15 protein-coding genes and 1 tRNA gene are annotated in these 13,600 nt (G+C 38.9%); 5 read left to right on the top strand and 11 right to left on the bottom strand.

Going from position 1 to position 13,600, the window contains the following annotated elements; all coding sequences use genetic code 11:
• Nucleotides 1-55 precede the first annotated feature (55 nt).
• From M1F03_RS15555 to M1F03_RS15535, 5 genes are all read right to left on the bottom strand, one after another.
• A complete protein-coding gene (locus tag M1F03_RS15555; protein WP_154622011.1) occupies nt 56-451 on the bottom strand; it encodes a DoxX family protein in 396 nt (131 codons plus the stop codon).
• Between the two features lie 233 nt (nt 452-684).
• Nucleotides 685-984 carry a YqjK-like family protein gene (locus M1F03_RS15550; RefSeq protein WP_251464668.1) on the bottom strand — a complete coding sequence of 100 codons (300 nt, stop codon included), beginning with the start codon at nt 982-984 and terminating at the stop codon, nt 685-687.
• The gene (locus M1F03_RS15545) at nt 971-1,375 is read right to left on the bottom strand and encodes a phage holin family protein (protein ID WP_318839997.1); all 405 of its coding nucleotides are present in this window, start codon (nt 1,373-1,375) and stop codon (nt 971-973) included. Before M1F03_RS15545 ends, M1F03_RS15550 begins: the two co-directional genes overlap by 14 nt.
• Nucleotides 1,376-1,380: 5 nt before the next feature.
• Nucleotides 1,381-1,686, bottom strand: a complete 306-nt coding sequence (locus M1F03_RS15540) for a DUF883 family protein (RefSeq protein WP_154622014.1) — start codon at nt 1,684-1,686, stop codon at nt 1,381-1,383.
• A 251-nt stretch (nt 1,687-1,937) separates the two neighbouring features.
• On the bottom strand, nt 1,938-2,606 hold the full coding sequence (locus M1F03_RS15535) for a DedA family protein (RefSeq protein ID WP_154622015.1): 669 nt from the start codon (nt 2,604-2,606) through the stop codon (nt 1,938-1,940).
• A gap of 618 nt (nt 2,607-3,224) precedes the next feature.
• Between M1F03_RS15535 and M1F03_RS15530 the strand changes: the two genes are divergently transcribed.
• Entirely contained in the window at nt 3,225-4,184 is a 960-nt protein-coding gene (locus tag M1F03_RS15530) for a TerC family protein (RefSeq protein WP_154622016.1), read from the top strand.
• 273 nt (nt 4,185-4,457) lie between these two features.
• Complete coding sequence (sstT, locus tag M1F03_RS15525) at nt 4,458-5,711, top strand: serine/threonine transporter SstT (protein ID WP_154622944.1); 1,254 nt, start codon at nt 4,458-4,460, stop codon at nt 5,709-5,711.
• A 74-nt stretch (nt 5,712-5,785) separates the two neighbouring features.
• Here sstT and M1F03_RS15520 read toward each other — a convergent pair whose 3' ends face one another.
• The gene (locus M1F03_RS15520; RefSeq protein WP_251464667.1) at nt 5,786-7,807 is read right to left on the bottom strand and encodes an NADPH-dependent 2,4-dienoyl-CoA reductase; all 2,022 of its coding nucleotides are present in this window, start codon (nt 7,805-7,807) and stop codon (nt 5,786-5,788) included.
• Between the two features lie 254 nt (nt 7,808-8,061).
• Between M1F03_RS15520 and M1F03_RS15515 the strand changes: the two genes are divergently transcribed.
• On the top strand, nt 8,062-8,658 hold the full coding sequence (locus tag M1F03_RS15515; protein WP_154622942.1) for a GNAT family N-acetyltransferase: 597 nt from the start codon (nt 8,062-8,064) through the stop codon (nt 8,656-8,658).
• Nucleotides 8,659-8,902: 244 nt separating this feature from the next.
• Nucleotides 8,903-8,979, top strand: a tRNA-Ile gene (locus M1F03_RS15510).
• A gap of 96 nt (nt 8,980-9,075) precedes the next feature.
• On the opposite strand, the gene M1F03_RS15505 is transcribed toward M1F03_RS15510, so the two are convergent.
• The 5 genes from M1F03_RS15505 to M1F03_RS15485 form a co-directional block, all read right to left on the bottom strand.
• Complete coding sequence (locus M1F03_RS15505) at nt 9,076-9,459, bottom strand: hypothetical protein (protein WP_251464666.1); 384 nt, start codon at nt 9,457-9,459, stop codon at nt 9,076-9,078.
• A 274-nt stretch (nt 9,460-9,733) separates the two neighbouring features.
• Nucleotides 9,734-10,057: a hypothetical protein gene (locus M1F03_RS15500; protein WP_251464665.1), complete on the bottom strand. Its 324-nt coding sequence runs from the start codon at nt 10,055-10,057 to the stop codon at nt 9,734-9,736.
• Between the two features lie 138 nt (nt 10,058-10,195).
• Nucleotides 10,196-10,582, bottom strand: a complete 387-nt coding sequence (locus M1F03_RS15495) for a hypothetical protein (protein ID WP_251464664.1) — start codon at nt 10,580-10,582, stop codon at nt 10,196-10,198.
• A 98-nt stretch (nt 10,583-10,680) separates the two neighbouring features.
• Complete coding sequence (locus tag M1F03_RS15490; protein ID WP_251464663.1) at nt 10,681-11,112, bottom strand: hypothetical protein; 432 nt, start codon at nt 11,110-11,112, stop codon at nt 10,681-10,683.
• 51 nt (nt 11,113-11,163) lie between these two features.
• The gene (locus M1F03_RS15485; protein ID WP_251464662.1) at nt 11,164-11,514 is read right to left on the bottom strand and encodes a hypothetical protein; all 351 of its coding nucleotides are present in this window, start codon (nt 11,512-11,514) and stop codon (nt 11,164-11,166) included.
• Between the two features lie 710 nt (nt 11,515-12,224).
• Between M1F03_RS15485 and M1F03_RS15480 the strand changes: the two genes are divergently transcribed.
• A complete protein-coding gene (locus tag M1F03_RS15480; protein ID WP_163862955.1) occupies nt 12,225-13,469 on the top strand; it encodes an ammonium transporter in 1,245 nt (414 codons plus the stop codon).
• The last annotated feature ends 131 nt before the right edge of the window (nt 13,470-13,600 follow it).

The raw sequence follows: 13,600 nt of genomic DNA, 5'->3' as shown, positions 1-13,600 counted from the left end.
CAAACCAAAGTCGGTTATCAAGTTAAGATAAGGCTAATGATGAAAAAGGCGTTTATTACCACTTTTTATTGAGTAAGTGGTCAATGCTCAATTTACCAGGGCCTGTGACTGCTAGTAATAAATAGCCGCCAGCGATGGTCATATTTTTCATAAACATCAAGCTATTAGGCGCTACACTGAAATCAATATGGAAAAGCAGCGATGTTAATACACAAAAAATCGCAGTAAAAATAGCCACTGTTCTTGTCAGAAAACCAAACAGAACAGCGAGTCCACCCCCAAGCTCTAATAAAATCGTTAGAGGCAGTAAAAATCCTGGAACGCCCATCGCTTGCATATATTGTTGAGTACCTGCGTAAGCATCACCTAATTTGCCATACCCAGCGACGATAAACAGAATTGGCATCATAATTCGAGCGAGTAATAACACGCTACTTTCTAAATTTTTCATTAAGATTCTCCAGCTAACGAGGGTCAGCAAATATCAATAAAATGCGACTTTTATCGCGATATACTGTTTTTTTTAGCACTAAATGATTAGAAATCATTTGATGTGGCTATATTAGTTATTTGTAGATTCAATAAAAAGCAAAGGTTATTAACAAAGATGGGCAAAAAATTTGAATAAGAGACGAGTGAAGAAAAACCTGAAAGAGGTTACTTCAGGTTTAGAGAGGAAAAAGATTATTTTTTACTTGTAGTTACCGCATTCTGGATAGAGCGCACTAATCCCCATGTTGTTAGTGCTTTTTTTCCTAGAGAGAAGATCCGCTTAGGTTGCTTTAGGGTATAAATAGATATCAAACCAGCGGCAGCAATGAAAATAGGGCGAAAAGAGACAAAAATTTGCCACGACCGATCGTAAGGTTCAGTGACTTCCAGCCATTCCTTTGACGCCATAGATAGCTGATGACGCTGCTGTTCAATTTGCTTGATCAAGCGTTGTTTTTTTTCAGCCACTGATTGTCGCTTATTTTTGTTCATCTTCTGCGCTCGTTAGTGCCTTCGAATCTTCCTTCAACTGTTCTCGGGTTGCACCTAATAAAGTCGACTGCCTTGCTTTTTTTAGCGTCCAAATGGCGCCAGTGATGGCGAGCAATATGAGAACTCCGGTCGTAATAGCAAGAGCTTGATAGCGATAAATCGGATCAACCGACCAAAAAATTAAGCCGATAAGGCACATTAAACCGAATTCAGTGAAGAGTAGGGTGATACCCGCCATTAAAATAAGTTGAATCAGTGTGGCTTTTTCTTCCTCTAATTCAACGGCAATTAACTGGATGCGAGTCTCAACCATTTGTACCGCAATGCCTGCGATACGTTGTAGTGTGTTAAGGACCCCTTTACCGGGGCCCTGACGCTCTTGTTGTTCCATACAAATTAACGCTTAGCGAGTAGTACGCCTAGAACGACACCAACGGCAGCACCAATGCCAATACCCGTCCATGGATTTTCACGGACATAGTTATCTGCTCGGCCTGCAATTTCTTTGGTCTGCTCTGTAATTTTTTCACTTGCTTGGTTTAGTTTAGCGCGTGAAGTATATAGAGCGTCCTGAGCTTTTTGTTTTAGGCTGTCTATTTCTTCTTTCGATTTGTTTCCAGTATCGTTAAGCATCGCTTCGAGAGAGTCAGCCAGTGATTTTAGTTCTGCGCGTAGATCTTCTGATGAATTGTTCGATGACATAATGGAACCTCCTATCAATAGAAAAAATATAAATTGTAGTTATTAACAATAGCTATTTTTACAGTAAGTGCAATGACTAATAGGCTAATTATTGATTAAATTAATGTAAAAGAGTGTGCGATTTTAAATAAGAAAGAATAATGTAAAAGTTATGTAAAATAAAAAGCAGAATTCATCAAAAATAGATTATTCAATAGTGAGTTATCGGGAAGGTAAGAGAAACATGAGAGGCTTATAGAGCCTCTCATCGGTTAGTTCGCTTTTTTTGTGGAAAGCTTTTTCTTAATCACCACTGCAATGCTGCCAATCAGGCCTATGATAAGGAGGCCAACAGGGATTAGCATCAACACGTTCATAATATGATGTTCATACTGAAGAAATATTGGGCTCTTCCCGAAACCAAAACCGATGGCTGTCAGGATTAATACCCAAAGTAGGCCACTTAACCAGTTAAAGACTTGAAAGCGACCATTTTGCAGTCCCGCGAGCCCAGCAATTGTTGGTAGCAGTGTTCTAACAAAAGCAAGAAAGCGGCCAATTAATAATGCAGCCAGACCGTGACGATGGAATAAACCATATGCACGTTGGTGATAATGCTCAGGGAGATGCGCTAGCCAACCCTTAACGAGTTTGGTGTTGCCAAGCCATCGACCTTGAATATAACCAACCCAACAGCCAAGGCTAGCTCCTGCTGTCAAAATGACAATCGTTAACGGGTAGCTTAGTGTTCCTTTTGCTATGAGAACACCAACGAGGATCAATAAACTGTCACCTGGTAGGAATGCGGCAGGAAGCACCCCATTCTCAAGAAAAAGAATCGCGAATAACATAAAATAAATAGCCCAGACCAACGCTGGGTTGGATAGGGTTACGTAGTCTTGATGCCAAAGGGCAAAAAATAGTTCTTTAACTAATTCCATTAATGTTTCCTAAACGGCAATAACAGCAACAATCTTATTGTTGGGTAGGGAAGACATGGATTATGCGAATACCTAAAAGAAAAGTCATATTTCCTCAGGCTGTTAGTTTAAAGCATGCCCACTTTAACAAAACAAAAAATAACTAAACAGCAAATTCTCGTTCTATTTTTAGAATTCATTTAAGTTTTTGAGTTAGTGGCCCTTCTTGGTGACTATCACTATAAGGGATAGATAACGTAAAAATAGCGTCTATTAGTGTATTTTTTGATGAAAATGGTAAAAAAAGCGCTTTGCTAGTGCAAGGGAATTTGAAAAATTATTCGTTAAATAGGCTTTGCTAATTATTGCTTTTTAGGACTAATTACCCTATCTTATGCATCATAGCAAAGGGGAGTAACTTCTTCTTGTCGGTTTATCGTCATTACGGTGCATAAAAAGCACCCGGTAACCGAGCACCACGATTTCCAATCTTGGGTTATTGTGTTGTAAGTGAGACCTTGCCAGAAGGCGAGGTATGCTCATTGTTGACAACCAAAAGATAATAACTCTAGGTTAAAGCATTTAAGCGGCTGATGTCTTCTGAAGATGTCAGCCGTTTTTTGTTATTAAGGAAATAATATGCACTCTGTTGGTAACCCTGTTTTATGGGGTAGTTTCGCCGTTATCATACTCATTATGTTACTTGTTGACCTGTTTTGGCAGGGTAAACATAAAGGCCAAGCGATGTCGATGAAACAAGCCGCTGCTTGGAGTACGGTTTGGGTCACTCTATCGTTAATTTTTGCTGGCGGCTTTTGGTGGTATTTAAATGATACGGTTAGCCCTGAATTCGCCAATAGCCAGACCATGGCTTTCTTAACGGGGTATCTGTTAGAAAAAGCGTTGGCCGTTGATAATGTTTTTGTATGGCTGATGTTATTTAGCTATTTTGCGATCCCTGCTAATTTGCAACGAAGAGTGTTGGTCTACGGCGTACTGGGTGCGATTGTTTTACGTACCATAATGATTTTCGCAGGGAGTTGGTTAGTTTCTCAATTTAGCTGGATTCTATATATTTTTGGCCTGTTTTTGTTGTTTACAGGGATTAAAATGGCTTTCGCTAAAGAGGATGATTCTCCGATTACGGATAAGCCATTAGTGAAATGGGTGCGCTCTCATTTACGTATGACGGATGAATTGCACGGCGAGAAATTTTTCATTAAACGCAATGGCTTACTTTTTGCGACCCCACTGATTTTAGTGCTGATCCTCGTGGAAATCAGTGACGTCATCTTTGCTGTTGATAGCATTCCTGCAATTTTTGCGGTGACAACAGACCCATTTATTGTATTGACCTCTAACCTATTTGCGATTTTAGGCTTACGTGCGATGTACTTTTTATTGGCAGGGGTAGCTGAGAAATTCAGTATGTTGAAGTATGGCTTAGCTGTCATTTTGACCTTTATCGGCATAAAAATGTTGCTAATGGATATTTATCACATTCCAACAGCAATTTCGTTAGGTACAGTCGCGGCTATTTTAATTATCACACTAGTGATTAATGCGATCGTAAATAAGAGAAACGAAGCGAAAAACTAACATTTCACTCCTAGTTAGATTCAAGCACTCGACTTAAAAAATCGAGTGCTTTTTTATTTAAGAGACTGAAAAATATCATACATTTTCAATGTTGAGATCCTACTATAAGAAACAAAATACAATTAGGATCACAGATATGTAAATATATTGTTAAATAAAATAAATTATTGTCTATATTTAAAATAATCGCCTTTTAATAAGGTATTTATTCCTTATACTGGCAAGGCAAACACATTTTATTCCTAATAATGATTAATAAAATATAGGTCTTCTATGGAAACGAACAAAACAGGGTTATGGCAAGTTATCACTAAGGGCAGCTTAGTTAAGCAAATACTCGTTGGTTTGATTGCGGGTATTTTATTGGCGTGGTTATGGCCTTCAGCCGCTAAAAATGTTGGGTTATTAGGTGATTTATTCGTTAGTGCGTTAAAAGCAGTTGCACCGATATTGGTTTGGGTATTGGTCATGGCATCGATCGCTAACCACCGTAAGGGGCAAAAAACTAATATTCGACCCATTTTAGTATTGTATATTCTAGGTACCTTCTTTGCGGCATTAGTGGCAGTGGTTGGCTCATTTATGTTCCCATCGAAGTTGGTATTGGTGGTAGGTGATACACAGCTGACGCCACCGGGGAATATAGGGGAAGTACTTAAAGGGTTATTAATCAATATATTTGCCAACCCCGTTGATGCACTGATTAAAGGTAATTATATCGGTATTCTTGCTTGGGCAATTGGTCTTGGTATTGCTTTACGTCATGCAAATGACACGACGAAAAGTATGATCCAAGATTTCTCAGAAAGCGTGACTCAGTTAGTGAGAGTGGTCATTCGCTTAGCGCCATTGGGGATTTTTGGCTTAGTATCTTCAACGATTGCAACCACTGGATTTGCAACGTTAAAAGGTTACTTCCATGTCCTCGCGGTATTGATTGGCTGTATGTTAATCGTTGCATTAATTGTTAACCCATTAATAGTTTATTGGAAAATTAAACGCAATCCATATCCATTAGTGTTTGCATGCCTACGTGAAAGCGGTGTTACCGCCTTCTTTACCCGCAGTTCAGCGGCGAATATTCCTGTGAATATGGGGATGTGTCGTCGTATGAATTTACATGAAGACACTTATTCAGTTTCTATTCCGCTAGGAGCGACGATTAACATGGGCGGTGCCGCAGTGACAATCACTGTACTGACACTCGCTGCTGTGCATACCTTAGGCATCCCTGTTGATATTCCAACGGCTCTGTTGTTGAGCGTAGTAGCGGCAGTCTGTGCGTGTGGCGCTTCAGGTGTGGCTGGCGGTTCTTTATTACTTATTCCATTGGCTTGTAACATGTTTGGCATTTCAAACGAAATTGCGATGCAAGTGGTTGCGGTTGGTGTCATGATTGGTGTGCTGCAAGACTCGGCTGAAACAGCGCTGAACTCTTCAACGGATGTCTTGTTTACCGCTGCGGTTTGCCTAGCTGAAGATGAAAGGCTGGCTGATCCAATAGCGCAATTATCACAAGAAGACTAATACATTATTTAATCATAAAAACCCGCTTCAATAGCGGGTTTTTATTGTCTATTCATGATGACAAATAACGCTTGTTATATCTGGTAGGCGACCTTCATTCCTTGCTCTATCGCTCTTCTTGCATCAAGTTCTGCTGCAACATCGGCACCACCAATGACATAAGCCTGAATACCTTGCTCTGCAAGCGACTCTTTCAACGGATGATAGGGTTCTTGGCCAGCGCAAAGAATCACGTTATCAACGGGAAGGCAATGTAATTTGTCTTGGTAGCGAATATGTAGCCCTTCATCATCAACTCGCATATATTCAACACCGTTAAACATCTGCACCCCGCGTTTCATTAATGATAAACGGTGCACCCAACCAGTTGTTTTTCCAAGACCAGCACCGACTTTACTATTTTTTCGTTGCAGTAAATAAAGTTGGCGAGATGATTGTACTGGGGTCGGCCGGCTATTAAAAATCCCTCCCGCAGAATGAATACGGGTGTCAATATTCCATTCTTGGTTGAATAGTGAGCTATTTAAGCTGCTGCTTTCACCTTTTTGACTTAAAAATTCGGCAATATCAAAACCAATACCTCCGGCTCCAATAATGGCCGCTGACTGGCCAACAGAACGCTTACCAGTTAAAACATCAATATAAGATAATACTTTTTGATGCTCTCTTCCTTCTAAACTAATGGTTCGAGGGACCACACCTGTCGCGATAACCACGTTATCAAATCCAACGAGATCACTGGCTTTTGCTTGATGTTCAAGTTTGACATCAATATTCAATATTTCTAATTGACGACAAAAATAACGGATCGTTTCATGAAATTCTTCTTTACCTGGGACCTGCTTTGCCATGTTAAATTGGCCACCGATTTGATCAGCTTTTTCAAAGAGTGTGACTGTATGGCCGCGTTTGGCTGCATAAATCGCACATGAAAGCCCCGCGGGACCTGCACCGACAACGGCAACCGATTTTATCTGCGTTGCTTTTTCATTTGGAAAATCTAGCTCTCTAACCGCTTGTGGATTAACGAGGCAAGTCGCAAGTTTGCCAATAAAAATTTGATCAAGGCAAGCTTGATTGCAACCAATACACGTGTTGATTTCATCGGCTCGATTCTCTTGGGCTTTACGAACAAACGCTTCATCGGCAAGAAATGGTCGAGCCATTGAAACCATGTCAGCTTGTCCTGATTCGAGGATCCGTTCAGCTACAAATGGATCATTTATTCTATTGGTTGTAATCAGTGGAATAGCGACTTTGCCCATTAGTTTTTCAGTTACCCAGCTAAAAGCATGCCGTGGAACTTGTGTGGCAATCGTTGGAACCCTTGCTTCATGCCAGCCGATACCAGTATTAATCATTGTTGCACCGGCCTGCTCAATGGCTTTTGCGAGATGCTCGATTTCTTCCCAATTGGAGCCATCCTCAACAAGGTCTAACATAGAAAGACGGTAAATAATAATGAAGTCGCTTCCTACCGCTTGGCGAGTTTGGCGCACAATCTCAAGCGGAAAGCGGATCCGATTATCGTAGCTACCACCCCATTCATCGGTCCTCTGATTGGTACGTTTTGCAATAAATTGATTAATTAGATAGCCCTCAGAACCCATAATTTCAACGCCATCATAACCAGCTTGTTGCGCCAGCTTAGCGGTGGTGACAAAATCACTTATTGTTTTCTGGATTTGCTCGGGCGTTAGTTCTTTCGGTGCAAAAGGAATGATTTCTGCTTGAATGGCGCTTGGTGCCACGATATCAGGGTGTAGGCCATAGCGGCCCGCATGTAAGATCTGTAGAGCGATTTTACCGTCAGCACGATGTACCGCTGAGGTTATTTCTTGGTGGAAAGGGAGCTGTTCAGTTTTATCGAGTACTGCGCCATGTTTAGTCAATGCCCCTTCTTGATTCGGTGCAATCCCACCAGTAATAATCAGACTTACGCCATTTTCTGCCCGTAGCCGATAAAAATGAGCTAAACGGCGGCTTCCTTCAGGATGTTCTTCAAGACCCGTATGCATGGATCCCATTAAAATACGATTTTTTAATACGGTGTGCCCCAAATCAAGAGGGGTGAAAAGATGTGGAAAATTGCTCATATTTATACTCCCCAGCGGGATTTGGTAACAGGTCAGATGAGTTAACTCTAGCTCAATGGGGCTATCAATAGAAAAATATGTTAAAAAAATGTGATATTTATCATATGATTTATGAGTAAATTGCTGACAAGTTGACTGAGCAACGGTTATTTTATTTTTTTGTCATACTTAAGGTGTAAAACAATTTTATTATCAAGGTCGTTAGCCAATAAGTCGTTAGTTTTTCCGTCACGTACTGATAAAGAGGATTAATTATGAAAGAACTTCACCAAGCTATTGAACTTGAAGGCAAGTACGTGAGACTTGAGTTGCTAACCCATCAATATGACCAGCAGTTTAGGGAAATTATCCAGCGGGATAATCTGCATAAGCTGTGGTATACCTCAGTACCCGAGCCAGAAAATGTCACTAAAGATGTGGATCGTCGTTTAAAGCTCTATCAGCAAAAAGAGATGCTGCCTTTTACCGTTATCGATAAAAGTTCTAATCAGCCAGTTGGGATGACTTCTTACAATAAAATTGATCAAGAGACTCGTCGTGTGGAAATTGGAGCGACATGGTATAGCAAAGAAGTGCAACGAACGGCTATTAATACAGAAGCGAAGTTTTTATTGCTGCAACATGCGTTTGATAGCTTATCTTGTGTCGCTGTTGAATTCAGAACGCATTTTTTGAATCAACAAAGCCGAAGAGCAATTGAAAGGCTTGGCGCAAAACTGGATGGGATTTTAAGAAGCCATGTTTATACCCGAACAGGGGAGCTACGCGATACCTGCGTTTACAGTATTATTATGTCTGAATGGCCATCAATCAAACGACATTTGCAGTGGCAGATGGAGAGACCGCGTTAGTATTAACTTTGGTGTTTGGCTAGCGATTAGATAGTCGTTTTGATCCTTATCTATATGTTCATATGGTCAATTTCAAAGAATTGGGAGCAGCCTCTAAATGCTATGATTTAATTGAGAATGATAGTTTTTGATAATGATATGTTGCTGAACAATAAGGCGGTTAATGGAGATGGACAGAAAATCACCATACAGTTTTTAAAGACTAGACCTGAGAGAAAACAGCACGTATAATCGCTCCCACTTCGGCCCCTTAGCTCAGTTGGTTAGAGCAGTCGACTCATAATCGATTGGTCACTGGTTCAAGTCCAGTAGGGGCCACCAAATTTATTAAGGAGTTAGGTGTTAATCACCTAACTCCTTTTTGTTTTTACCTGATTTTGGGTCAGGTAAAGTTTTGGGGCAGAATGGCTCAATTATCTAATTCAATACACCCATGCTGACCTCTTCAGTAGAGGTGAGCCGATCCGTTTCGTCTTCCCTCGAAATCACCAGTACACCTGCATCATGTTTGGATAAATTGACAATGCCAGTATTGTAATCCAAATAAATGTATTGGCTTTTATTCGTTTTTGTATTGACGACCCAATAGTCATTGATAAATTCTACGCCATACTGTGGATCAGTCAGTACATTATCGTCAGTAATCAGTAGAGTGTGATTATTCAGTTTATCGATCAAACGTGCGTTATGGGGAACGGGTTTAGTGTGGACGCCTAATGCGTCGATATTTAATGGGTCGAGATATACCACGGTATTCGCGAAGACTTGAAAAGACACCTGTACGCCGATGATCAGTAACATTATTTTTTATTTTAATCTCAATATTTTTATTAAGCTTTTGTTGTAAAACACTAAGTTCATTTTGTGAAAATGTTGTAGATGGTTTGACACCCCTAACCGAGGTAAACTCAATCCCAACTCACCTTAATCGGTAATTGATTGAATGAGTAGGATATTTTAAGTAGGCAGTCACTACCCCCTCACTTGCCAAGCCGGACAGTTGATTATCCGGCTGAGTGAGGGGGAGTAAGATTTTCAAGGAAGATCCCAGCACTGAACAGGGATCTTTATACATTTAAAAATCAGACCACTCTGCGTAGCTAATATCATCTTCGGTTAATTCAGTAAAGCCATCTTGACTTAGCATTTTATTAAAATAAAGGATCGTATCTTCTAACGCCTTCTCGATGGTATCTCCATACCCAATAGCACATTCGGGAGAACCATCAAATTTTCTTTTTATTGCTAAATCAGTCATTCCAGTAAAATTTCCAGATTGGCTTTCATAAATTTTCACCTTCATTTTTGAATAAGGTAAAATAGGGATCATCGTAACCGTGAATTCAGCAACTGTTTTTCTTATCCGACCCACATTCGTAATATGTAAATCATGCCACATAACGTATTCACCTTTTATTGTTTTCCAAACGATATTATCTTTCCATCGACTGTTTTATCTAGATATTTTCCATTTTTATAATAACGAGTTACATTATCAGTCGCGCCTCTTATCTTAGCAGTTCGAGCGCCTTTTAAATTACAGTCTCGGTTTAAAGTCTGGATCTTCATCATCATGATCCCAAAATGGGTGGGGTTCCATGTAATCGCCGTTTTCAATGACTGAACACCATCCAAAATCGCTATAAAAAACGCAGAGATCAACGACTCTATACACCCCTCTACTAGCGCGACTTAATGTTATTAAAGATGGCTCATTATAGATATAATTGCCACCAGCTCTGGCTATAACTCTTTGTTCGAACAATGTTCTATTATATTCGCTCACTTCTCCAATAATTCTTGTTGATTCAATTTCAAAAACGACTTCAAACTTATTAGATACTTGTATGTGACAAGGTATTTTTTTTTGCTGTTCTAGTTGACTTAACAATAAATTATCTGGAAATTCGATTTGTAAAATCATTTCTGCCATCCTTTAGGAATAATCACTTTCCCTGTAAAGTGTTTTCCCATGGTTCTCTAATTGCGACAACAGGGATGCCATTCCTACTCGCTACTCTATCAACAGCAAAACAACAATATGAAGAAAATATTCCCATCATTTTTATCTATAATTCTAACCATAATAGGTGCTCCATTCGAAGTATAACGAGATATGTCATTAACTTTACGACCAGCCCATGCACTTGCTTCAACATCTTCTGCTTTTAAAATTCCAGCTACTTGCATAGATGTTGTTCCCCTCGGTGCTGAGGGAGTTTTATTGATCAAGTCTACTATATTTACAGGTTTACCCATTGTATCTAAAACCATTCCATAAGAATTATGCCTACATGTAGGTAGCACTTCTTGGTTAACAATAGATCTATCACCATTTCGAGGAATTGCATCATCTAGCAAAGGATGTTTTGTACCAGATGGCGATGTTGCTGTAGGAGGAGGCTTTTCTATCTCATTTTTAGATTGAGCAACCTTCTGAAGTGTTTTTGCCATTGCTCCAGAAACTACGACGCTCCTACCCGCATTTCCAAGAATTTTACCTTGTCATGCACCTAATATTGGTTCTACCAAATTAGGATCATTAGCTAACGCATATTCATACAGCTCATCCCATTGAATTGCTGAAACTTTAATTGCATCAATAGTCTGATCATAATTCGAAATAGCTGTCGATAAACCTATAACAGTATCAATAGGATAAAGAATTGAGTTAACAATGCCTTCTAAAACGTCAACAGCACCATCTTTTAAACCTTCTTTTCTTACTAAACAAACCAAAGCATAGCCTTTGTCGGTGATTCGATTTATTGCCCGTCGTGTAAAAGCAGAGACAATTATTGAAGGTGATAGCGTAATGAAAGTTAAGGTTATTCCTGTTACGTTAGAAGGGAACAAAATCGTTTTTGAATGTTCAGGTGGCTGTCTATTTTCCGCAGCAAAGTAGATTATAATACAGACAATAATTAATCAATATTCTCTATGTATTTAACTGTTCGATAATAATGATTAAAAATAGTGAGTTTATACTCTTTATTTATATTAAAAGAGTGTGATTTTGCTTTTTAATTAAAACTTAAATACGTGGTGTGTTAAATGTATAAACATAATTGTCGTTGTTGGTTTATATATGACAATGATTATGAATGAATCGTTCTATTTTAAAATTAGAAATTCTATAGGGGTAAATTTATCATTCATTTATGAAGCTGAGTAAGTTTTAATTATTTTTGTTTTTAATTATTTTTCATTTGGTTAATGTCAATATTATGATGTATTCGTTTATTAATTATCTTAATTGGATGCTCTTTATTGGTCTTTTTTGTATCTAGTGAATACGAGTCATTAATTTAATTAATGTAATTGTTCTCTAGCCTTATGTGGGTATATTCAAAATATATAATTTAGGGTTTATAGTGATTGTTGATTTTGGATTATCACTTAAGTTGAATATGTTAATAATTTATATTTTATTAATAATAATGTTGATAATCGTTATGCTTATTCTATTATATAAGTAGTTTAATATTGTAAGAATGGGCTTATTTATAACATTAATAAGAATAAGTGTTTATAGGTTTATATGACTATCAGATGAGATAATGTTTATGGAAAATATATTGTCGGTTTTGGATGTTCCAAATACAGCCTTTATGTTGCTATGTACAAGTTTAGTTATGTTAATGACTCCAGGACTGGCTTTTTTTTATGGTGGCCTAGTTTCTCGTAAAAGTGTTATTACCATAATGTCCCAAAGTTTCTTCTCTATGGGATGGGTGGCTATTATTTGGTTTGTTGTCGGTTATTCATTATCTTTTGGCCCATCGATTAATGGCATCATTGGCGATCCGTTTTATTATGCGTTTTTAAATAACATTAGTCCTCAAACGATGTATACAGGAAATGATGGCGGGCTACCCATACTGGTGCATTTCAGCTATCAGATGATGTTTGCCATTATTACACCTGCATTAATTACAGGCGCTTTCGCAAATAGGGTTAACTTTCCTGCTTACCTGATCTTTTTGACCTTATGGACGTTATTTGTTTACTGTCCATTTGTTCACATGGTGTGGAGCCCAGAGGGGCTTTTTGCTAAGTGGGGTGTTGTTGACTTTGCGGGTGGGATTGTTGTTCATGCAACAGCAGGTTTTGCTGCTATAGCATCAGCGCTGTATGTTGGCAAACGAATGGTGCCATCAGACGGAACACATAATATTCCTTATATTGCATTAGGTGCTGCTTTACTGTGGTTCGGTTGGTATGGCTTTAACGCTGGTTCTGAGCTGCAAGTGAATACAGTAACGGTTTCTGCATTTTTAACTACTGATATTGCGGCGGCTTTCGCAGCAGTCACTTGGTTTATCATCGAGCGTCTGCATACTGGTAAGCCAAAACTAGTTGGTTTCTTAACGGGAGCCGTGGCCGGTTTAGCAACGATCACACCGGCTTCAGGTTATGTGTCAATCAGCTCAGCGGCAATCATTGGTATTATTGCTAGCCTTGTTTGTTATTTCTTTGTTTTCTTAGTGAGACGTCATTTAGACGATGCACTTGATGTTTTTGGTGTGCATGGTGTAGGTGGGATCACGGGTTCTATTTTGGTCGGGGTATTTGCTTCAACCGTTTGGAACCCTAAAGGACCCGCTGGTTTACTTGAAGGAAATGGCATGCAAATTGTTAAGCAACTTGTTGCTGTTGTCTTTACGAGTTTATGGTCGTTTGTATTTACATTGTTAATTCTATGGGTCATCAATAAATTTACCCCAGTCAAAGTGAATCAACAGACTGTAGGTGATGATTTAGATATCACTGAATTTGATGAAGATGCTTATAGAGAAAAATCCAACTAGTGTTTAGTCACTAAGCCACTTAGGTGGCTTAGTTTCTGATTAAACCTATTTTTAAATAACAATATTATAAAAATGAACAAAATATGAAGAGGATAAGATGAAAAAGAAATTAGCAATAGCGATCCAAGCCG

It is taken from the genome of Providencia sp. PROV080 (genome assembly GCF_033688105.1).
Lineage (GTDB): Bacteria > Pseudomonadota > Gammaproteobacteria > Enterobacterales > Enterobacteriaceae > Providencia > Providencia zhejiangensis.
Note: the sequence above shows the minus strand (reverse complement) of the source record. Positions and strands in the feature narration are given on the sequence as shown.